18 protein-coding genes are annotated in these 21,894 nt (G+C 68.6%); 7 read left to right on the top strand and 11 right to left on the bottom strand.

The window, feature by feature from the left end:
* Both CF70_RS28425 and CF70_RS28420 read left to right on the top strand, forming a co-directional pair.
* Positions 1-746 (top strand): TetR/AcrR family transcriptional regulator (locus tag CF70_RS28425; protein ID WP_035873145.1); only part of this gene is annotated, 746 nt, incomplete at its 5' end.
* Between the two features lie 143 nt (positions 747-889).
* A complete protein-coding gene (locus tag CF70_RS28420; RefSeq protein WP_035873143.1) occupies positions 890-3,988 on the top strand; it encodes an efflux RND transporter permease subunit in 3,099 nt (1,032 codons plus the stop codon).
* A gap of 246 nt (positions 3,989-4,234) precedes the next feature.
* On the opposite strand, the gene CF70_RS28415 is transcribed toward CF70_RS28420, so the two are convergent.
* The 8 genes from CF70_RS28415 to CF70_RS28385 all read right to left on the bottom strand — a co-directional run bounded on the left by CF70_RS28415 (position 4,235) and on the right by CF70_RS28385 (position 10,063).
* Complete coding sequence (locus CF70_RS28415) at positions 4,235-4,585, bottom strand: hypothetical protein (protein WP_035873141.1); 351 nt, start codon at positions 4,583-4,585, stop codon at positions 4,235-4,237.
* A 421-nt stretch (positions 4,586-5,006) separates the two neighbouring features.
* On the bottom strand, positions 5,007-5,426 hold the full coding sequence (gene rnk, locus CF70_RS28410) for a nucleoside diphosphate kinase regulator (protein WP_035873138.1): 420 nt from the start codon (positions 5,424-5,426) through the stop codon (positions 5,007-5,009).
* Between the two features lie 519 nt (positions 5,427-5,945).
* Positions 5,946-6,386 carry a Cd(II)/Pb(II)-responsive transcriptional regulator gene (locus CF70_RS28405; RefSeq protein WP_035873136.1) on the bottom strand — a complete coding sequence of 147 codons (441 nt, stop codon included), beginning with the start codon at positions 6,384-6,386 and terminating at the stop codon, positions 5,946-5,948.
* A gap of 117 nt (positions 6,387-6,503) precedes the next feature.
* Positions 6,504-6,887: an adenosylmethionine decarboxylase gene (speD, locus tag CF70_RS28400; RefSeq protein ID WP_035873134.1), complete on the bottom strand. Its 384-nt coding sequence runs from the start codon at positions 6,885-6,887 to the stop codon at positions 6,504-6,506.
* Between the two features lie 10 nt (positions 6,888-6,897).
* Positions 6,898-7,068 (bottom strand): hypothetical protein, encoded by a 171-nt coding sequence (locus tag CF70_RS37110; protein WP_200876825.1) that lies wholly within the window; start codon positions 7,066-7,068, stop codon positions 6,898-6,900.
* A gap of 6 nt (positions 7,069-7,074) precedes the next feature.
* The gene (locus CF70_RS28395) at positions 7,075-8,586 is read right to left on the bottom strand and encodes a DUF4178 domain-containing protein (protein ID WP_035873132.1); all 1,512 of its coding nucleotides are present in this window, start codon (positions 8,584-8,586) and stop codon (positions 7,075-7,077) included.
* A gap of 13 nt (positions 8,587-8,599) precedes the next feature.
* Entirely contained in the window at positions 8,600-9,631 is a 1,032-nt protein-coding gene (locus CF70_RS28390; RefSeq protein WP_035873129.1) for an SPFH domain-containing protein, read from the bottom strand.
* 45 nt (positions 9,632-9,676) lie between these two features.
* Entirely contained in the window at positions 9,677-10,063 is a 387-nt protein-coding gene (locus tag CF70_RS28385) for a DUF350 domain-containing protein (RefSeq protein WP_035873128.1), read from the bottom strand.
* A 219-nt stretch (positions 10,064-10,282) separates the two neighbouring features.
* Here CF70_RS28385 and CF70_RS28380 point away from each other — a divergent pair, with 219 nt between their 5' ends.
* The 4 genes from CF70_RS28380 (at position 10,283) to htpX (ending at position 15,102) form a co-directional block, all read left to right on the top strand.
* The gene (locus CF70_RS28380) at positions 10,283-11,794 is read left to right on the top strand and encodes a polyamine aminopropyltransferase (RefSeq protein WP_035873126.1); all 1,512 of its coding nucleotides are present in this window, start codon (positions 10,283-10,285) and stop codon (positions 11,792-11,794) included.
* Between the two features lie 27 nt (positions 11,795-11,821).
* Entirely contained in the window at positions 11,822-13,546 is a 1,725-nt protein-coding gene (locus CF70_RS28375) for an NAD(P)-binding protein (protein WP_035873124.1), read from the top strand.
* Between the two features lie 71 nt (positions 13,547-13,617).
* Positions 13,618-14,073, top strand: coding sequence for a hypothetical protein (locus tag CF70_RS28370; RefSeq protein ID WP_051649141.1), 456 nt, complete (start codon positions 13,618-13,620; stop codon positions 14,071-14,073).
* 150 nt (positions 14,074-14,223) lie between these two features.
* A complete protein-coding gene (htpX, locus tag CF70_RS28365) occupies positions 14,224-15,102 on the top strand; it encodes a protease HtpX (RefSeq protein WP_035873122.1) in 879 nt (292 codons plus the stop codon).
* Positions 15,103-15,177: 75 nt separating this feature from the next.
* Here htpX and CF70_RS28360 read toward each other — a convergent pair whose 3' ends face one another.
* From CF70_RS28360 to CF70_RS28350, 3 genes are all read right to left on the bottom strand, one after another.
* Positions 15,178-16,245 (bottom strand): GlxA family transcriptional regulator, encoded by a 1,068-nt coding sequence (locus CF70_RS28360; protein ID WP_051649162.1) that lies wholly within the window; start codon positions 16,243-16,245, stop codon positions 15,178-15,180.
* A gap of 62 nt (positions 16,246-16,307) precedes the next feature.
* Positions 16,308-17,525 carry an MFS transporter gene (locus CF70_RS28355; protein ID WP_035873119.1) on the bottom strand — a complete coding sequence of 406 codons (1,218 nt, stop codon included), beginning with the start codon at positions 17,523-17,525 and terminating at the stop codon, positions 16,308-16,310.
* 123 nt (positions 17,526-17,648) lie between these two features.
* Entirely contained in the window at positions 17,649-20,930 is a 3,282-nt protein-coding gene (locus CF70_RS28350; RefSeq protein WP_235185244.1) for a bifunctional cytochrome P450/NADPH--P450 reductase, read from the bottom strand.
* Between the two features lie 237 nt (positions 20,931-21,167).
* On the opposite strand from CF70_RS28350, the gene CF70_RS28345 reads away from it, so the two are divergent.
* The gene (locus tag CF70_RS28345) at positions 21,168-21,851 is read left to right on the top strand and encodes a TetR family transcriptional regulator (protein ID WP_035873117.1); all 684 of its coding nucleotides are present in this window, start codon (positions 21,168-21,170) and stop codon (positions 21,849-21,851) included.
* The last annotated feature ends 43 nt before the right edge of the window (positions 21,852-21,894 follow it).

Raw genomic sequence — 21,894 nt, 5'->3', positions numbered from 1 at the left:
CCCCCCCGCCGCACCCCAGCCTGCAAGCCCAGCCCGCCGCCGTGCCGTCCGGCAGCGCGCCAGCCGTGCCGCTTGGCGCGCGCGCCGGCGTGCCTGTGCGGCTGCCCGCGGCACGTGCTGCTGGTGCCGCGCAGCGCCGCGAGAGCGTGCGCGAGGCCTTCTTCAACGCCGCCCGCGCGCTGTTCGCGGAGGCTGGCTTCGCCGGGGTCACGCTGCGCCGCATCGGCGAGCGCTGCGGTTATAGCGCCGCCGCCATCTACCGGCATTTCGAAGACAAGACCGCACTCCTGTTCGAGGTATGCGCGCAGGACTGGGTACGGCTGGCGACCGCGCTGGCCGAGGCCCGGACCGCCGCCCGCACGGCCGCCGGGGTCCTGCCGGCGGTGCTGGACGCTTACGTGGCGTGGGCCCTGGCCAATCGCCACAGCTATCACCTGATGATGATGATGGGCCTGCCGGCCGATGCCGAACGCGCGATCGACCAGCGCTGGCGCGAGCGTTTCCCCGAGGACCCGGTGGCCGCCGTGCTGCTGGCTTGCGTGCGCGACCAGCAGGCCGCCGCGCTGATCGATGCCGGGCATGACCCCGGCGACGTCACCGACGCGCTGTGGACCGCCGTTCATGGGCTGGCCGCGCTCGACATCACTTTCGAGCACCTGCCGCGCGAGAACCGGCAGCCGCTGGCGCATCGCCAGCGGGTGTTGCTGGCGGCACTGTTGCGTGGTTTCGCGCCGCCTGCCCGTTAGGGTCGCCGGACCCCACGGCAACCCTCCCCCCTCCTGCTGTTTCGCCTGACGGCGCTATCCGTACAGTTAGCGCGCCGTCCCACGTTCCATCGCACCGGATCGGCGGCCCGCTGTCGCGCCGGTGCCAGACAACCGAATCTGTCATGGCGTCCTTCTTCCTTCGCCGGCCCGCTTTCGCGTGGGTCATTGCCATCCTCACCATGGTGGCGGGCCTGATTGCCCTCACGCGCATTCCCATCGCCCAGTATCCGGCGGTGGCGCCGCCCACCGTGATCGTCTATGCCGACTATGCGGGCGCTTCGGCACGCACCGTGGAGGACGCCGTGACCGCCGTGCTGGAGCAGCAGATGCACGGCATCCCCGGCCTGCTCTACCTCGATGCCAGCAGCGAGGGCGGCGCCGCCACCATCACGCTGGGTTTCCGCCAGGGCACCGACGCGCAGCTGGCGCAGGTCAACGTGCGCAACCGCGTCATGCAGGCCGAACCGCTGTTGCCGGAAGCGGTGCGCCGTGGCGGCATCTTTGTGGACCAGGCCAGCAGCAGCCCCTTCATGTATGTCTCGCTGGTCTCGGACGGCGGCCAGCTCGACGAAACCGCGCTGGGCGATTTCGCCGCCGGCTCGCTGCTGCCGATGCTGCGCCGCCTGCACGGCATCGGCAAGGCCGAGCCTTATGGATCCGAGTACGCCCTGCGCATCTGGTTCGATCCTGACAAGCTCAACGCCTACGGCCTCACCGCCGCGGACGTGGAGCAGGCCATCAGGGCGCGCAACGGCGATGTCACGCCCGGCCAGCTTGGCAGCGCGCCGGCGGTGCCGGGCCAGCCCTTCCAGGCGCTGGTGCGCCCGCCCCGGCCGCTGAGCGATCCGGAAGCGTTCGAGCGCATCGTGGTGCGCGGCGGCAGCGACGCCTCGCTGGTGCGGCTGCGCGACGTGGCTCGGGTGGAACTGGGCGCCAGCGACTACCGCTACGGCTCGCGCCACGATGGCCAGGTCGCGGCTTCGATCGGCCTCAAACTGGCCGATGGCGCCAATGTGCTGGCCACTTCGCGCACCGTGCGCGCGGCGCTCGATGAGGCCGCGCGCAGCTTTCCGGCGGGCGTGCGCTATGAGATCTCGTCCGACAGCGCGCAGTTCGTCGAGCGTTCCATCTGGCGCGTGCTGACCACCCTGGGCGAAGCCACGGTGCTGGTCTTCCTGATCCTCTACCTGTTCCTGGGCAACCTGCGCGCCACGCTGATCCCGGTGATCGTGGTGCCGGTGTCGCTGCTTGGCACCGTCGCCTGCCTGTACGCGTTCGGCCTCTCGCTGAACGTGATCACGCTGTTCGGCGTGGTGCTGGCGATCGGCATCCTTGTGGACGACGCCATCGTGGTGGTGGAAAACGTCGAGCGGATCATGCGCGAGGAAGGCGTGGGTGCGATGGAAGCGGCGGCCCGCTCGATGCGCGAGGTGTCGGGCGCGCTGCTGGCGGTCACGCTGGTGCTGTGCGCGGTCTTCGTGCCGATGGCGTTCATGGGCAGCGCGGTCGGCGTGATCTACCGGCATTTCGCCATCACGCTGGCGATCTCCATTGCCTTCTCGCTGTTCTTCGCACTCTCGCTGGCGCCTGCCATGTGCGCCAGCCTGCTGCGCCATGCGCCGCATCCGGTGCGCGGGCCGCTGGCGTGGTTCGAGCGCGGTTTCACTGCATTTACCGCGCGCTATGCCGGATGGGTGCAGGCGCTGCAGCGCCGCCGCCTGCGCTGGCTGGGCATCTACCTGGCGCTGGCGGTCGCTGGCGGCGTACTGATATGGCAGATCCCCGCCGGCTTCCTGCCGGACGAGGACACGGGCGAGATTGTGATCGATGTGGAACTGCCGGCAGGCTCCACCCAGGAGGAGACGCGCACGGCTGTGGCGGCGCTGGAGAAGTGGCTGCAGGACGGCAAGTATCCGGTGCGCTCCACCTTTGCCGTGCTGGGCTGGAGCAATTCCGGCAGCGGCGAACAGCGCGCCAGCTTGTACCTGGCACTGGAAGACTGGGAGCGGCGCGGTGCCGGGGAGCGCGCTGACGCGCTACTGGCGAGAATGACGGCTGCGCTTGAGGACTGGCCAGGCCGGGGACGCGCGCAGATCTACGCTTATGGCGGCGCTACCTTGCCCGAACTGGGCAGCACCGGCGGCCTCGACATGCGGCTGGTCGCGCAGCCCGGCACCGGACGCGAGGCGCTCTTCGCCGCCCGCGACAAGCTGCTTGCCGCGGCCAAGGATGAACCCGCGCTCGGCGAGGTCCGTGCCACCACGGCGCAGCCCGCGCCGGCACTGGACCTGCGCATCGACTATGAGCGCGCGCGCAGCTTCGGCGTGGAGCCCGAGGCCATCCACCATGCGCTGTCCGCCACGCTGGGCTCGCGCTACGTCGACGAAGTGGCGCGCGAAGGCCGTATCCGCCGGGTGATCCTGCAGGCAGACGCGCCCTACCGGATGGACCCCGCCCACTTGTCACGCGTGCACGTGCGCAACGAGCACGGCGGCATGGTCTCGCTCGGCGCCTTCGCCGAACTGGTGTGGGGCAAGGGTGAAGCCACGCTGGAGCGGTTCAGCGGACTCCCCTCGGTGCGCATCAACGCCGACGTGGCGCCGGGCCACAGCACCGGCACGGCGATGGAGCGGCTCACGGCCGTGGTCCGCGAACTGGGCGGCACCTATGACGTGCGCTGGACCGGGCGCGCCTTCGAGCAGCAGCAAAGCGGCGCGCAGGCGCCCTGGCTGTTCGCCTTGTCGTTGCTGTTCATCTTCCTGTGCCTGGTGGCGCTCTATGAAAACTGGACCCTGCCGCTGGCGGTGCTGTTGATCGTGCCCGCGGGCCTGCTTGGCGCGCTGGCGGCGATCTGGCTGCGCGGGATGCCGAACGACGTCTACTTCAAGGTGGGCGGGATCGTGATCATGGGGCTGGCGGCCAAGAACGCCATCCTGGTGGTGGAGTACGCCGAGCAGTTGCGCCGCGGCGGCATGGGGCTGGTCGAAGCTGCCAGCCAGGCCGCCCGGCAGCGGCTGCGTCCGGTGGTGATGACGTCGCTGGCCTTTATCCTCGGCGTGGTGCCGCTGGCGATCAGCACCGGAGCAGGGGCGGCAGCGCAGCGCGCGGTCGGCACCGGGGTGCTGGGCGGCATGCTTGGCGCGACCGTGATCGGCGCGCTGGCGGTCCCCTTGCTCTATGTCCTGATCGGGCGCCGGCGTCCCCGGCGCGAGCGGGAATGACGGGCGCGTGCCACCCTTTGAGGCGTTATGGCTTGAAGCGGGATGAATTGCGGAACTGCGGAAGGGGCTGAATGTACAGCGGGCGGTATATCGGAAGGTACAGCGGGAGCGGCGGGTAAAAATCACCCGCCCGGCGGGAGAGAGAAGGAGGAGGAGGTCAGCCGGGCGGGTGGGAGATAAAGCGGGAAATCAAGCGCATAACCGAGGCGGCCACCTAAGTGGCCGCCTGGTAACACGAGGTCTGGATCAGACCTTGTAGCCGTACAGCGTTCCGTCGCCGGAGCGCGAATTGTCCAGCGAACTGGCAGAGATTTCGCCACTGAAGGCGCGCGCGCCATCGGTGAACGTATCGAACTTGCCGGCCTTGGCGCCGTCTGTGAACGGGTCGAACTTGCCGGCACGGGCGCCGTCGGTGAACGTATCGAACTTGCCGGCCTTGGCGCCGTCAACGAACGTATCGAACTTGCCGGTGCGCAACGCATCGGCATAAACGTCGAACTTGCCGACCTTGCTGGTGGCGGGGGCCGCCAGTGCCGCGGCCGATCCGGCCACCAAAAGCACTGCTAGCGCGCTGCCCAGGATGCGTTTGGCATTCATTTGGGACTCCTTCAACTGATTGTTTCGTCGTTTTTGTTTTAAGCCGCAGTTACTTGCTGCTCTTTGGCAATCTATGTTGCGCTACGAGCACGGACTGAAGATTAGTGGCTGGGCGCGCAAGGAGAAATACCACTGCGACGAATGGTGCGTTGCGAGTCGTGAAACGCTGGAAGTGCGGACGAACGGTGCGGATTGGCCGCCGGATGGCGCAGCCGGGACGTGGAAACGGCGTGGCGCAAGCGCCTGGCGCGCGGTGCGATAGCCTGCCAGCCCAGGCTGGAGGCCGTCTGGCGCCGGGCAACGGTGCGCGCGGGCGCCCGTGGGACGGTGTGCGCAACGCTGCCTGCGGCGCGCGAGGACGCCGCGCCCGGCGTCCTGAAAGCGCACGTGAGTGCCCTCCCTGAATGTGCCTGCTGCGGCCTTAAACGGTGTACTGGCCGTTGGCCTCGGGCTGGAACGACAACTCGACCACCGTGACGCTTTGCTCGCGTCCGTCCGGCAGGCGGTAGCTCACGGTCTGGCCGGCGCGCGCCCCCAGCAGGACGCGGCCGATCGGCGACAGCACCGACAGCCGGCCCCCGTCGAAATCCGCGGTGTCCGGATACGCCAGGGTCCAGCGGCGCGGCGTCGCCTCGCCTTCCAGCACGCACAGCATGCTGGAGTTCATGGTTACGACATCCTTCGGAATGGCATCGGCCGGCACGATGGCGGCGCGCTCCAGGATGCTGTCGAGCATCTCGGCCAGCGGGGCGGCGCCGGCACGCCCGGCAATGCGCTCGAGGCGGGTTACGTCGAGCTCGGTAAGGTAAAGGGTCGGTTGTTGCTTGGACGAAGCCGTCATGATGAATCCTCGCTAAGTGGCGATGCGGCGACCCAGGGCGGCTGGAGCGATCCGTCATGGATCGGCTCCGGGCACTGCCAGGTCATGGAATAAGGGGCCGTCAGGAACGGCGGGAAAACCGCGAACAGGGAGTGACTCGGCCCGGTTCGGCGCTTGCCTGCGTTGGGGGGAACGTCAGGCTGGGAACCGGGCAGGATCAAGCGGTGCGCTGATCCGGCGGCAGGCAATCGCCTGCTTGGCTTGCGCGCGCGGCGCCTGCACTACGCGCGCGGACGCGCCGGCCTGCCCGATACGGGCAAGCTCGACAGCGGTCAGCGACAGGCAGCTAAGCGTCATTTATGTGCGGCAACTATTGGATGGAAATTCGGGAAAGCGCGCCACGCGGCGGGATCGATGAGAGCAATGGCTCACTCAAACGCATCGTCGCGGGACCGTACTGCCGCACTTTTCACCAGCTTGGTGCGCGGCAAGTTGAGGAATCGTAGCATAGCCGGCACAGTTCAGCACCGGGGCGCAACCCTAGCCTTGATCCACGGCATGCGGATGGCATTCGCAGGCGGCGCCGGCCGCGGCCTGCTGCAGGTTCTGCAGGATGCCGCACTCGCTGGCCGGATGGGGCTGGTCGCAGGTGTGGCGCAGCGCCCGCAGTTGGCCCTCCAGGGCCTCGAGCGCAACGCGCTGCGCATGGATCTGCTCGATCTGGCGATCCAGCAGGGCGTTGATATCGTCGCAGGCGAGTGTCGGGTCCCGCTCGAAGTCGCGCAGCCGCCGGACGTCGGACAGGCTCATGCCCAGCGAGCGGCAGTGGCGCACGAAATTGAGCTGCAGCAGATGGCTGTCGCCATAGCGGCGATAGCCGTTGTCCTCACGCTGGGGTGCGTCGAGCAGCCCTTCGCGCTCGTAGTAGCGGATGGTTTCCACGTCGCAACTGCTGTGTCTTGCCAGTTCACCAATACGCATGCCGACTCCAGGTCACTGCCATACTCATGCAGGATCCCTGTAGTAATTACAGGGTTGTATGCAGTGTAGACCATGGAGGCGGGTCTTGCCAGCCGTCCCAGGACCGGACGAAACGGCTCAGGCCGGGGCCGGGGCCGGTCCCCGCGCCTGGTCCCGCAAGGCGAGCGTACGCGGCGCAAAGGCCGCGCGCATCACTTCCACCGCCAGTTCGGGCCGGGCGGCGCCGCACATGAAGACATCCACGGCGGCAAAGCCGTATTCCGGCCAGGTATGGATGCTGATATGCGACTCTTTGAGCAGCAGCACCCCGGTCACGCCAAGGCCCGGCCCGAAGTGCCGGAAGCGCGCATCGACCACGGTGGCGCCGGCGGCCTGCGCCGCCTGGTAAAGCACGCGCTCGACCAGGGCGGCATCGGCCAGCAGTTCGCTGGCCACGCCTTGCAGGTCGGCCAGCAGGTGGTGGCCGAGCACGGCCGGACAGGGTAACGCCGGCGCATTCATGCCTGCGCGCTCACTTGTGTCCGCCGCCGGAGGACCAGCCGCTGGAGCCGGAAGAGCCGCCACTCCAGCCGCGCGTACTGCTATAGCCCGAGGAAGAGCCCGAGCGGCCGGTATCGCCGATGTTGAAGAAGGTCGTGCCGAACAGCACGATGATGCCGTAGACGAGGTAAAGCAGGCGCACGCTGTCTTAGTCCTTTCCGGCCCAGCGCTGGACCAGCCAGATCGGCGCCCACAGCAGCAGGAAGCCGACGACGATGGTGAACCATCCGCGGTCGGTGACGAGGGCCACCGGCACGTTGAGGATGGCGAGGAGGATGGCGTAGACCTTGGCGCTCTTGCGGCAAAAGGCGAGGTCATCGGTGCTGCCCGCGCGCGTGCCGGACGAGGCCCGGGCCGCCTCGGCCAGCCCGGGGCTGGACTTGAACCACAGCGCGACCTGGGAGCGCGGCACGGTGGTGGACAAGGTCCAGACGATCTCGGTATCGGAAGTCTCGCGCGTGAGCCGGCGCGCGGGCTTGCCGAACTCGGTCAGGCGCGTGGTGTCGCCCACCTTGACGCGCCAGTTGAAGGTGCCGGCCGCGTACAGCACCTCGCTCCGGTAGTCGTAGCCCTGCTGGAACGTCTGGCCCTGGTAGCTCGCGGCGGTATCGGACACCATGCGCGGCCAGGTGTCGAGCACCTCGACCCGGTCCCAGCCGCTGTCCTGTTCGACCAGCCACATCAGGCCGCGCTGCTCGTTGAACAGCAGGTACTCGACCCAGGTGGAGGCTTCGTCCTCGTCGTTGTCGGTGCATTGCATCAGCCCCAGCACCGTGTAGGGCTTGCCGTCGATGCTGCCGGTATCGCCCGGCGCCAGGCTGGTCCGCAGCGCATCCAGCTCGCGCTGCTTGTCCAGCACCAGCGCGGTCGAGGTGGTGCAATCGATCTCGCTGTGGCAACTCGGGCAGACCACGAAGCTGGCCACGCCCGCGCGGTAGGCGATGGCGCCGCCACAGCCCGGGCAGGCCAGCGGCACGGCCTTGCCGCGATAGCGGTCGGCGGTGCCGGCGATCTGGTCGGTCTCGCGCAGCAGCTGGCACTTGAGCTGGTCGAGCTTGACCGCCTGGCCGGTATAGATGGCCGGCGGATCGCCGTCGGCGTAGTCGAGCGTCAGGAAACGGCCCTCGTCGCGGAAGTCCGCCACCTGCGCGGCCCAGCCCGCGCCGACCGTGAACGGCAGTTCGCCCTGGCCACCGGTGCAGCGCGCGCTGCGCACATCGCTGGCCAGGTAGCGATGCTTGTCGAAGTACAGGGGCGTGCCCGGCGTGAGCTGGTCATGGCGCGGCAGCGCCACGCCGTTGAGCTGGGCGGCGGATTGCCCGGCGGTGACGCGCCGGGTCAGCATGTACTGGCCGGAGGCATCGGCCAGCCAGCCGTCGCTGCCGTCGTCGAACAGCACATACCACTCGTTCCACAGCCCGGCGTCGTAGCGCAGCTGGATGCGGCCGACCAGCGTGAAGCCCTGGCCATCCCACTGGCCCGAGGTATGGAGCTGCAGCGGCGTGTAGTCCTCCAGCACGGCGGACATCTTGCCGATGTCCTTGACCGTGTCGGCGTCCTTGAGCAGCGTGCTGTGGCAGTACTCGCACACCACCATCACGGCGGCCGACGAGCGAAAGGCCGCCGGCGCGCCGCAACTTGGGCAATTGATTTCTTGCATGCGTCCGCTACGCTCAGCCGACCAGCTTCTTCAGGATCTCGGCCTTGGCGGTATCGAAGTCGGCCTGGGAGATCAGGCTCTTGTCGAGCAGGTCCTTGAGCTTCTGCAGCCGCGCGGCGGGATCGTCCGCGGGTGCCGCAGCCGGACCCGCAGCCGCCGCAGCGGGCGCGGCGGGCTGTACGCCAGCGGCGGCGCCAAGCCCGCCCGCCATCGCCTGGCCCATCACCGCGCCGGCCGCCAGGCTGGCGCCCAGCCCGGCCACACCGCCTTCGTTCTGCGCGGCCAGCGGGATCGAGGTGGCGACCTGGTACTGCGTGTACTTCGCCATATCGCCCATCATGCCCATCGAGATGCGGGTGTCGATGGCCTTCTGCAGTTCCTCCGGCAGCGACACATTGGTCACCGCAAAATTATCCAGCGCCACGCCATAGCGCTCGAACTCCGGCGCCAGCTTGTCGCGGATGGTCTGCGACATCAACGCCTGGTTGGCGGCCATGTCGAGGAACGGCACCGAGGCGCCGCCCAGCGTGGACGTCATGGTGGCGATCAGCAGGTTGCGCAGCTGCTCTTCCACCTCGTCGCGGGTGTACTCCGCGCGCGTGCCGCTGATCTCCGTGTAGAACCTGGCGGCATCGGCGATCTTGTACGAGTACAGGCCGAAGGCACGCAGCCGCACCATGCCGAAATCGGCGTCGCGGATGGTGATGGGCTGGGCGGTGCCCCACTTGCGGCCGATCTGCAGGCGGGTGCTGAAGAAGTAGACGTCCGACTTGAAGGGCGACTCGAACAGCTTGTCCCAGTTCTTCAGGTAGGTCAGCACCGGCAGCGTCTGCGTGGTGAGCTTGTGCATGCCGGGCCCGAACACGTCGGCGATCTTGCCTTCGTTGACGAACACCGCCATCTGCGACTCGCGCACGGTCAGGCTGCCGCCGTACTGGATTTCCATATCCTCCATCGGGTAGCGCCAGGCGAGCACGCCGTCGCTGTCCTCGGTCCATTGGAGGATGTCGATAAACTGCTTCTTGATGAACGATCCGATGCTCATGGCGATCCCCAAAGTTCTCAGCAAATTCCCAGCAAATCCGGCCAGTCAGGACAGGCAGGCGGCGTTGATCGCCCCGACCGTCACCGAGATGGCGCCCATCAGCCCGCCCATGCCGATATTGTTCGACTCGATCGCGGCGTCCATGTCGGGCAGCGCGCGCGTCAGCCCGGCGTAGGCCAGCGCCTGGACCAGCATCGCGCCCACCGACCACACCAGGAACATCAGGAAGGTGTCGTTGTGCTGGATGCTGGACGACAGCGTAAAGCAAAAACCGATCATTGCTCCCGACAGCGACAGCGCCGCAGCGAGGTTGCCCTGGCGGATCAGCGCGAACTCGCGAAAGGGCGTGATCCTGGTGTAGACTCCGACGAACATTGCCAGCAGGGCAAGGCCAGCCAGCAAGTGCAGCACGTAGGCGTAGATGGCTTGCATCGTTGTTATTCTCCGGCGGGTTCCACGACGGTGTTCCGGTTCAACTTTTGGCAGTATCCTGCCGGCTACGCTGCCGCGCCGGCGCTCAAGTATATCGTTGTCCATTTCCGGCAATGACAACAATTTACAGCGTGCCAGGCGGATCCTGTATCGCGGCTCGCCTGCTCCCCTCCCTCCCCTGCCCATCCGATCCCGACCGCCGACCCGACTGATTACCTGATGCGCGACCGTACCCTTGTTCTTTCGGTGTTGATCGTGGCGTCCTGCGGGCTCGGCTACGAGCTGATCGCCGGCGCCCTTTCCAGCTACCTGCTGGGCGATTCCATCCTCCAGTTCTCTTCCATCATCGGCTGCTACCTGTTCGCCATGGGCGTGGGCTCCTGGCTGTCGCGCTATGTGAAGGACGAAGACGTGCTGGCGCGCTTCATCGATATCGAGATCCTGATCGGACTGCTCGGCGGTATCTCCGCCGCGCTGCTGTTCGTCGTGTTCGCGTGGCTGTCGGCGCCCTTTCGCACCGCGCTCTACGCCATGGTGTTCGTGCTCGGCGTGCTGGTGGGCATGGAGATCCCGCTGGTCATGCGCGTGCTCAACACACGCCGCACCGCCTTCAGCGAACTGGTCAGCCGCGTGCTTACCTTCGACTACCTCGGGGCGCTGGCGGTCTCGCTGGTGTTCCCGCTGGTGCTGGCGCCGCGCCTGGGCCTGTCGCGCACCGGCTTCCTGTTCGGCATGCTCAATGCCGGCGTGGCGCTGGCCACCCTCCACATCTTCCGTGACGAACTCAAGCCGGTCATGTCACGCATGCTGCGTGCCTCGCTGGTGCTGGCGCTGCTGGCCGGCGGCTTCCTGGCTTCCGGGCGGCTCACCCACTGGGCGGAGCGCGGCATGTTCGGCGACGAGATCATCCACAGCGAAAGCACGCCGTACCAGCGCCTGGTGATCACGCGCTGGAAGGATGACCTGCGCCTCTATATCAACGGCAACCTGCAATTCTCCTCGCGCGACGAACATCGCTACCACGAGGCGCTGGTGCATCCGGTGCTGCAAGCGCTGCCCTGGGCGCGCCGCGTGCTGGTGATCGGCGGCGGCGACGGGCTGGCGGTGCGCGAGATCCTCAAGCACAAGAATATCGAGCACGTCACGCTGGTCGACCTCGACCCGGCCATGACCACGCTGTTCTCGCGCAGCGAACCGCTGGTGGCGCTGAACCAGGGGTCGCTCAAGGATGCGCGCGTGCAGGTGGTCAATGCCGATGCCGCGCAATGGATGGAACAGCGCAACGAGATGTTCGACGCCATCATCGTCGACCTGCCCGACCCGTCCAACTTCGGGCTCGGCAAGCTGTACTCGGTGCCGATGTACAAGCTGATGTCGCACCATCTCGCCGAGAAGGGCTATGCGGTGGTGCAGTCCACGTCGCCCTACTTCGCGCCGCGCTCGTTCTGGGATATCGACGCCACGCTGCGCGAAGCGGGCCTGCATACCTGGCCTTACCATGCCTACGTGCCGTCCTTCGGCGAGTGGGGCTTCATCCTGGCGGCCAAGCGCGCCGACTACACGCCGCCGACGCGCTACAGCGTGCCACTCAGGTTCCTCGACGCCGACAGCACCGCGCTGATGTTCCGCTTCCCCGCCGACATGGCGCCGCGCGAGGCGCGCGCGAACCGGCTCAACGAGCAGACGCTGGTGCACGATTTCGAGCAGGACTGGCGCAATGTCATTCGCTGATTGCCGTTGCCAGCACGGGGAGCCCGAATGGACCGCCGCCGCTTCCTGATCGCCGGCGCCGGCACGGCCGGCCTGGGCTTGCTCTCCGGCTGCGACCGGCTGGGCGACGATGCCAGCCGCTTCCTGGCGGGCGTCGGCCTGCGCGAGCCCGCGCCCGTCGTGTTGCGCCCCGGCATGGCCGAAGGCCATGCGCTGCGCGATGCCGCCAGCTGGCCGTCGGCCGTACCCGCGCAGGACGAGATCGTGACCGACGTTGCCATCCTCGGCGGCGGCGTGGCCGGGCTCAGCGCGGCGTGGCAGCTGGCGCGCGGCGGGCTGAAGGATTTCGTGCTGGTGGACGGGCCGGAGTTCGGCGGCAATGCGGCGGGCGGCAATTTCGGCGGCGACCTGGCCTTCCCGCGCGGCGCGCACTACCTGCCGCTGCCCTCGCCCGAATCCACGCATATCCGCGAGATGCTGGCGGATACCGGCGTGATCCGGCGCGACCCCTTTGCCGCGCGGCCGGAGTTCGACGAGCGCGCGCTGGTGCATGCGCCCGACGAGCGCCTGCTCTTCGACGGCAAATGGCACGATGGCCTGCTGCCCAGCGATGCCGTGCCGGACGAGGAAGCCGCGCAGCACGCACGCTTCCTGGCCCGCGTCGAGCAACTCAAGGCCGCGCGCGGCAGCGATGGACGCAAGGCCTTCGCCATTCCGCTGGCGCTGGCCTCGCAGGATCCGGCCTGGACCGCGCTGGACCGGCAAAGCATGCGGCAATGGATGCTGGCCGAAGGCTATACCTCGCCCACCCTGCATACGTATGTGGACTACTGCTGCCGCGACGACTACGGCGCGGGCCACGATCTGATCTCCGCCTGGGCCGGCTTGTATTACTTCGCCAGCCGCGCGGGCCATGCGAGCGATGCTGCCGACGGCGCCGTGCTGACCTGGCCCGACGGGCTGCATGCGCTGGTGACGCGGCTCTCGGCACGGATCGATGCGCACCGCGGCGCGGGGCGGCAGGGCAGCGCGCCGCCCTGGCGCCGCCCCGGCATGGCCTTGCAGCTACGGGAGCTAGGCCGGGAGGTCTCGGTGCTGTGCGCCTGGTGGCCGGACGGCGTGGGCGCCCGGCCACCGCGCCTCTACCGCATCCGCGCGCGCCGCGTGATCTGCGCCATGCCGCTGCATGTGGCCGCCCGTGTGGCGCCGCTGCGTGAGTTCGGCTTCGACCCGGCGCGCCACCTGCCGCCCAGCGCGTCGTGGATGGTGTCGAGCTTCCGCCTGCGCGGTTTCCCGCCGGAGGCAGCCGGCGTACCGCTGGCCTGGGACAACGTGGTGCACGGCGGGCGCGGGCTGGGCTATGTAGTGAGCACGCATCAGCTGATCCGGCAAGCGATGCCGGCGGCCACGGTGTTCACCGCCTACTGCCCGCTCGACGCTGCCGCCGACCCGGGCGCGGCACCGCGCCCGCTCGCCGATACCCGCCGCTGGCTGGCAGAGGCCAGCCCCGCCGAACTGATGGACTATGCCACCACCGACCTGCGCACGGCTTACGGGCGTGCCTTCTGGCGCCACGCCGACGCGGTGGAGATCACCGTGCGCGGGCATGCCATGGCCTCGCCGCGCACCGGCTTTCTCGGCAACGCCGGCGCCGCGGCGCTGCGCGCGGCCGACGGGCGCGTCCTGTTCGCCCACGCAGACCTGTCCGGCGTTTCGGTGTTCGAGGAAGCCGCCTGGTGGGGGACGCGCGCCGCGCAAAAAATCCTCGGCTAAGTGTTGGGATGTGATGCTTGCGGTACTACATGTGGCAATGCCGCATCCTGTAGAATTCTCGCCACGGATTCGTGTCGAATCCCCATATCGAGCGATCCCAAACCAACCTATTTGTGCGCGCCATCCGCTTCCTGCTGCTGCTTCTGATGCTTGCCGTCATGCCCTTCCAGAGCTGGGCAGGCGCAGGCGTGTGCGCGGTCGGCGACGCGGCGTCGCATGGGTGGGCGCAGCCGGATTCGAGCGGCACGGCGGCGCAGGCGGCACAAGATGCCGCATACGCCGCTGTGGATAACCGGGATCGCGCCGACGCGGCCGCTGCCAGCATCGCGGCGGACCCGGACGAAGCCCCGGGCTCCGCTGATCCTGGCGATCCTTCGCAGCCCGGCGCCGACCTGGCCGAATCCCTGTTGCCGGCCTCGCCCCTTCGCTTTGTCGCCGGGCTCGCCGGTAGCGGCGCGCCCGCGCACCGCGCCGGCGCATTGCCCGACCCCGACCTTCCCCTCCAGCAGCGCCCACCCAGCGCCTGATGCTCTCCCCGCGCGCAAGCTGGTCTTGCGCGCACTCGTTGTTCGCCCTTGCGATTTTTCCGTTCGCCGTGAGCACCCGGCGTGCCCGCGATGACTGCAATGCGCGCGCCTGGTTTCCCCACTGTATCGATCACTTCTTCACATCAAAAAATGAAACGCGTCCTCCTTTTCCTGGCGACCAACCTCGCCGTCATGCTTGTCCTCAGCTTCACCGCCAGCCTGCTGGGCGTGAACCGCTTCCTGACCGGCAACGGCCTCAACCTCGGCATGCTGCTGGTATTTGCCGCGCTGATGGGCTTCGGTGGCTCCTTTATTTCGCTGCTGATGTCCAAGACCATCGCCAAGTGGTCCACCGGTGCGCAGGTCATCACCCACCCCGGCAACAGCACCGAACTATGGCTGGTGCAGACCGTGCAGAAATTGGCCGACCGCGCCGGCCTGCCGATGCCGGAAGTCGCCATCTATGAAGGCGAGGCCAACGCCTTCGCCACCGGTGCCACCAAGAAGAACTCGCTGGTGGCGGTCTCCACCGGCCTGCTGCAGACCATGTCGCATGACGAAGTGGAAGCCGTGCTGGCGCATGAGGTGGCCCACATCGCCAACGGCGACATGGTCACGCTCACGCTGATCCAGGGCGTGGTCAACACCTTCGTGATCTTCCTGGCGCGCGTGGTGGGCTACTTCGTGGATTCGATGCTGCGCAAGAACGATGAGGAATCGAGCGGCCCCGGCATCGGCTACATGATCACGGTGGTGGTGTGCGAGATCGTGTTCGGCATCCTGGCCAGCATCATCGTGGCCACCTTCTCGCGCCACCGCGAATACCGTGCCGATGCCGGCGCGGCCAGGCTGATGGGCAGCCCGACGCCGATGGTGGCGGCGCTGCGCCGCCTGGGCGGGCTGGAGCCGGACGGCCTGCCGCAGAACATGCAGGCCATGGGGATCGCCGGCGGCAAGTCGTGGCTGTCGCTGTTCTCCAGCCACCCGCCGATCGAGGAGCGGATTGCTGCGTTGCAGGCCAAGGGCTAAGGGTAGGCAAATCACTGCCGGGCTCTCCGCTCCCGCTTGCGGGAGGGGCTGGGGGAGAGGGAGTCAACACCGCCGTCATTTCAATCGGCGTTGGCGCATCTTGTCGGCTTCGGTCAAGGCCGCGCTCCCGTCTCCCTGCGACCTGAACGCCGCCCGGTAGCGCTCCGGCGTGGTCTGCACATGCCGCTGGAAAGCCTGCCGCATGACGTCGGCATTGGCAAAGCCGGTGGCATGGGCGATGCCTTCCAGCCGCCGCCCGTCCTCCTCCAGCATGCGCCGCACCGCCTCCACCCGCAGCCGCTCCACGTAACGCGCCGGCGTCTCGCCGACCTGCCGCGCGAACACGCGCGCGAAGTTGCGCGGGCTCATCGCCACGCGCTCCGCCAGCACGGGCACCGACAGGTCGCGCGCCAGGTGCTCGGCCATCCAGCCCTGCAATTCACGTAATTCCGGACTCTGCGCGCTCTGCGCCTGCAGCAAGGTGGAGAACTGCGCCTGGCTGCCGGGCCGGCGCAGGAACAGCACCAGCTCGCGCGCGACAGCCAGCGATGCGGCGTGGCCGAGATCGTCCTCCACCAGCGCCAGCGCCAGGTCCATGCCCGCGGTGACGCCGGCCGATGTGTACAACTGGCCGGCGCGAATCCAGATCGGGTCCGGGTCCACCTGCACCAGCGGATGGCGCTGCGCCAGGCGCGCGGCGTGGCGCCAGTGGGTGGTGGCGCGATGGCTGTCGAGCAGGCCGGTGCGCGCCAGTACGAAAGCGCCGGTGCAGACCGCGCCGAGGCGGCGCACGCGCGGCGCCTGCTCGCGGATCCAGCCGATCAGCCGCTCGTCCCCGGCGGCCGCCGCATGGCCCGAGCCGCCGGCGATGAGCAAGGTATCGATCGGGCCTGACAGCATCTCGCCGATGCGGTGATACGGCGCATCCGCCAGCAGCCGGATGCCGCTCTCGGTGCACACCAGGCCGTCGTCGCGCACGCTGGCGATGCGGATCTCGTAGGCGGGCGAGCGCTGTCCGTCGAGCCGGTTGGCATGGCCGAACACGGCGCTGGGGCCGGTGATGTCAAGCTCCTGCGCGGGATCCGGCGCGACCAGCACCACGATGCGCGGCGGGTCGGATGGCAAGGGAAGGCTGGATGGCATGGACGATGGCCTGGACGAGAGTATGAGTGCGTGCCAGCCGCCGATCATACTGGCGCCGACCGTCAACCCGCCAGTGCCGCAGCGCGTGGCGCTTGCCGTTGCCAGCCCAGCGTCACCAGCAGCGCCACCCCCAGCGCGGGCAGCACCGCCAGGTTGACCGCCTGCCAGCCATAGCGGTACAGCACCTGGCCGGCGGCGAGCGTGGCCAGCGCGGTCAGCGCGGCAGCGGAGAATTCGGCCAGCGCCTGGGTGCGCGCGCGCTCCGCGGGCCGGTAGCTCTCCGCCAGCAAGGTGGTGCCGCCGACAAACATGAAATTCCAGCCAACGCCCAGGCACAGCAATGCGACGTAGAAGGCCGGCAGCGCTGTCGACGCCAGGGCCACCAGCGAACTCATCGCAGCGAGCGCGATGCCGCACATCAGCATCGGCCCGCGGCCAAAGCGCTGCAGCAGCCAGCCGGAGAAGAAGGATGGCGCGTACATCCCGACCAGGTGCCACTCGATGATCTGCGCGCCCTGCTTGATGGTGTGGCTGCACGCCACCGCGGCGATCGGCGTGGCGGTCATCACGAACATCATCACCGCATTGCCGATGCCGTTGTTGGCGAAGGCCGCGAGGAAGACCGGCTGGCGCGCGATCCCGGCCAGCGGGCGCGCGGGCAGTGCCGTGTCGCCGTGCCCGGCGGCTACCGCGGCGGCGGCTTGGGCGGGCGGCTCCTGGTAGCCGAAAACCAGCAGCAGAACCGTGGCGAGACCGAACACCGATACCACCGCGTAGGAGCCCGCGAAGGGCTGCGCCACCATCAGGTCGCTGCTCCACGCCGCGATGGCGGGGCCGCACACGGCCGCCACCACGCCGCCGGTCAGCACAGTGGAAATTGCGCGCGGCTTGTCGGCGGGCGCGGCGGCATCGGCTGCGGCCAGCCGGTAGAAGCGCGCGAAGGCCTGGAACACGCCGACCAGCGCGGTACCCACGCAGAAGGCGGCGAAGTCATGGTGCGCGATCGCCCACACGGACACCAGTCCGCCGGCGCAGCACGCCAGCCCGCCGAGGCTGAATGCCGCGCGGCGGCCCAGCCGCTCGATCAGGAAGGCGGCGGCGATGGCGGTGAGGGCCGATGCGACGGTGATCAGCGCAAACGGCAGCGTGGCAAGCGCCTTGTCAGGCGCGAGCGTGTAGCCGACCAGCCCGGTCAGCGTCAGATCGACGGACAGGGCTGAGGTGAACAGGGCCTGGCAGATTGCCAGGACCCGGGCCTGGGACATCGCGGGACGTGCCATCGGGCGCTCCGGTGTGAGGGCGGTGGGGATGACACCGAGCGTAAGGAATATGGCGCCGTGGCGGCTGACAATGATCCGCAGATTCCTGCCAACCGGAGCGATGGCGAGACGGTACCCGGCCGGCTAGTTGAACACGTCCTGCCGGTACTGCCCCTGCGCCACCATCGCTGCAAGCCGGTCGGACGCCGCGGCCTCGCTCATGCCGCCCTGCTGCGCTGCGATTTCGATCAGTGTGCGGCGCACCGCCGGCGCCATCAGCCGGCCGTCGCCGCACACATAGATCGTGGCGCCGTCCTGCAGCATCGCCCACACGGTTTCGCGATCGCGCCATAGCAGATGCTGCACATAGCGCTGGTCCGGCGCGCCGGCGGTGGAATAGGCGGCATGCGCCTGCACCACGCCCCCGGCCTGCCAGCGCGCCACATCGTCGCGGTAGAGCCAGTCATGCTCCGGATGGCGGCAGCCGTAATAGAGACGGCTGGCTGCCACCGCCTGGCCAGCGGCCATTTGTGCCGCGCGCTCTTCCAGGAAACCGCGGAACGGCGCGATGCCGGTGCCTGGCCCGACCAGGATCATCGGCCGCGCCGGATCGGGATCGGGTGCGAAGGCCGGATTGGGCGTACGGATCGCCGCCGCCACCACGGCGCCCGGCGCGAGTCCCTGCAGCCAGGTGGACGCCACGCCGCGGAACAGGCCGCGGCCCGACAATGCCGCCGACAACACGGTGCCGACGGTGATCGTCGCCACGTCGGGCGATACCGCCGGCGACGAGGCGATGGAGTAGAAGCGCGGACGCATCGGCACCGTGCAGGCCAGCAAGCCCGGCAGCGTCAGCTCGATCGCGGGATGGTTCACCAGCACGTCCACCAGCCCCAGCCGCTGCGCGGCGACGCGCGCGGCGTAGCCGTCTTCCGCATGGTCCGACCCGAGCCGTTCCAGCGCCGCGCGCGTGAAGGGGCAGCGCGTGTATTGCACCAGCGTGCGCAGCGTCTGGCGCGACACCACGTCCTGCAATTCGATGAAATGCGTCAGCAGCGCGCGCACGGGCAGCGCCTCCTCCAGCGGCAGGCCGCGCGCGGCGGATGCATGCGCGGCGGACAGCGTCACCATGGCCTCGGGATCGAGATCGAGCCGCTCGCACAGGTCGCGCACGGTGGCCGGATGGTTCTGCGGATAGACCGCGAGATGATCGCCGGTGGCATAGCTCGCACCTTCGGGCAGGCGCAGCCGGATGTCGCGCGTGGAAGTGCGCGGCGCTTCCTGCGCAAAGTCCCACAGGCCGGCAGGATCGTTCACCAGTTCGGTGTTGGCCAGCACCGTGAAGGCCTGCGTCGACGGCGGCAGCGTGCCGGCGCGGATCGTGGCGATGTCGCGCAGCCGCACTTCGATGTGGCTCGCGCCCGCCGAATCGGGCGCCGCGCCCTGCTCCACACGCAGCGCCTGCAGCGATTGCCACAGCACGGCGAGCCACGACTCCGCCGCCTGGTCGAAATCGCCGTTGCCGTCGGCTTCGCCGCGCGCGAGCAATGGCGTGGCGCCGGCGGCGCTAAAGAAGTCGTGCAGGCGTTTGGGGAATGCCTGGTAGGTGGCCCACTGCGAATTGCCGCAGCCGAGCACGGCAAAGCGCAAGTTTTCGGCTCGATAGTTATCCACAGCCGCGCTGTCGAGCATGGCTTCGAAGCGCCGCGCCGAATCGGGTGCGCGGCCGTTGTAGGTCGCCGCCACGATCACCGCCAGGCCTTCGGCGGGCAGCGCGCCAACCGCGTCGTCCAGGTCGCGCAGCGTGGCATGGAAGCCGGCCGCCAGCGCACCGGCATGGATCTGCTCGGCCAGTTCGCGCGCGGTGCCCAGGCTCGACCCGCACAGCACGGCGAGGGCCTGGCCGTTGCCCCGCACCGCCGGGTGTTGCGACTGGACGCCGGGCGCACCGGCCGCCGCGGCGGCGGCGATGCGCTCATGCGGGCGGCGCCTGCGCGCGCGCAACGTGAACGCATCCGGCTTCAGGGTCAGCGTTTCCTTGATGCGGAACTGGTAGTCGTGCGGATCGCTGAACTGGAAGTTGCGCAGCATCAGCGCCAGCGCCAGCTTGGCCTCGGTAAGCGCGAACTGGCGCCCGATGCAGGCGCGCTCGCCATTGCCGAACGGCTTGTAGGCGTGCGGATGGATCCTGGCTTCGTTCTCCGGCAGGAAGCGGTCGATGTCGAAGCGTTCGGGATCGGCCCACACCTTGGGATCGCGGTGCAGCGCGGTGAGCACCACCGAAACCCGGCGGTTCTTGTGGATCAGGTAGCGCCCCCCGATCACGGTGTCCTCGAACGGCGCCACCGCAAAGGCGGGCGCGGTGGGCCACAGGCGCAGTGTTTCCTTGAGCACGCGGTCGATCACCTGGAGCCTGGCAAGGTCGGCATAGACCGGCGGCGCATCGCCCGGCAGCACGGCGTCCACTTCGGCATAGGCCTGCGCCAGCACGCCGGGATTGCGCAGCAGTTCGTACAGCGCGAAGGTCAGCAAGCCGCTGGTGGTCTCGTGCCCTGCGATCAGGAAGGTGATGACCTGGTTGCGGATATTCACATCGTCCAGGCGCTGGTCCGTGTCGGGGTCGCGCGCGTCCAGCATCAGGTTGAGCAGGTCGTGCGCCGGCGGCTGGCCGGCATCCTTCCCGGCCACGGCGCGGCGTTGCCTCACCACCTCGTCCACCAGCTCGCGCATGTAGCGGATGTCCTCGGCGAACTTGCGGTGCGCCGCGTGCATGAACTTGTCCTGCAGCGCGAAGCGGGTCAGCTTGCCCATGGCCTCTTCCAGCGCGCCGACCATCGCATCGATAAAGGGGTGGAGCTGCTCGCGCGAGAACGAATCGAAGTCATAGCCGAAACCCGACAGCGCGATGGTGTCGAGCGTGAGCCGGGTCATGTCGTCGGCGATCGCGATGTCGGTGTCGGCGCCCTGGCGGTCCCATTTGTCGACCAGCCGGTTGGCCACGCGCAGCATCACGTCGAAGTAGCCTTTCATCGCGCGCTGGCCGAAAGCTGGCATCAGGATGCGGTGGGCGCGCCCCCAGTTCTCTTCCTCCCCGTGCGCGGTGAACAGGCCGTCGCCTGCCAGGTCGCGCAGGTAGGACAGCGGCGGCCCGACGATCTTGCGAAAGCGCTGCCCGTCCGACAGCTCGCCCGCCAGCGCGGCATCGCTGACGAACGCCACGCGGCGTCCGGCGAAATCAAGTTCGAAGATGCCATCGAAATGGCGGCTGCGTGCCAGCAGATGCTGCGCGACCTTGCCGGGCGTGACTTGCAGCAGGTTGCCGACCAGCGGCCAGCCGGCGTCGCACGGAATCGGCGCGAGGGCGTGCGCGCCTGGCGCGGCAGACAGGGTTGCGGCGGTAACGGCGGGAGCGGAGTCGCGCTGCATGGTCGGTTCACCAGGTGGTAGTCGGCGAGCGGATCGCCAGGATTGGGCCAAGGGGCATGCGGCCGCCTTGTGTCTCTTGTTCGTTATTTTCTTGCGGGGTGCATCGGTGCCCCCGCAAGTCGGCGTAGACATTCGTCTACTTTTGCAGCAAAGTAGACGAATGTAGACCGAGTGTCAATTCCAAACCGAAGCATGACCACGCCGGGGTATCCCGGCCTTAACTTTTTGGCTGAGACCATGGAAGACGTTGCCGGCGGCAAACGCAAACTGATCGACGCGGCGCTGCGCCTGGCTGCGGCCAGGCGCAGCTTCGCCGGCCTGGGCCTGCGCGAACTGGCGCGCGAGGCGGGGCTCAACCCCAACACGTTCTATCGCCACTTCCGCGATATGGAAGACCTGGCGCTGACCGCGGTGGCCGAGGTCAGCAACGAGTTGCGGCCCATGCTGCGCGCGGTGCGCTGGGCCGTGGCGCGCGACAATCCCGGCGAAGTCGCCACGCGTGCCTGCGACGCATTCTTCGCCTACGCCGAGGCCCACCCCGACGCCTTCTTTGTCGGTGTGTGCGGCAGCACCGGCCCCCAACCCGCGTTGCGCGACGCGGTGCGCCAGTTGCTGGCGGACATCTCCGCCGAAATGGCGGAAGACATCGAGCGGCTGGCGTTGTGTCCCGGGCTGTCCCGCCCGGTCATCGACGATCTGTGCGGCTACGTGGTGTCCTACCTGTTCCACTTGTCGACGGATTATCTCGAAGACAGCGCCAAGGGCCGGCGCCAGCGCATCCAGCAATCCAGGCAGTTGATCGGCTGGCTGCTGCGCGGCGCCGCCGAGCAGCAGCGGGCGCAGGAGCGCGAGCAAAGCCAGGCACAACCGGCACCCGCCCCGGCGCGCAAGCGCAAGCCGCCGGAGCGCCGGCCGCACTGAACGCCGCAATCCTCCACACCGAGTCCTGACCACCGAGCGAGGA

The organism is Cupriavidus sp. SK-3, from assembly GCF_000611145.1.
Classification (GTDB): Bacteria; Pseudomonadota; Gammaproteobacteria; order Burkholderiales; family Burkholderiaceae; genus Cupriavidus.
Note: the sequence above shows the minus strand (reverse complement) of the source record. Positions and strands in the feature narration are given on the sequence as shown.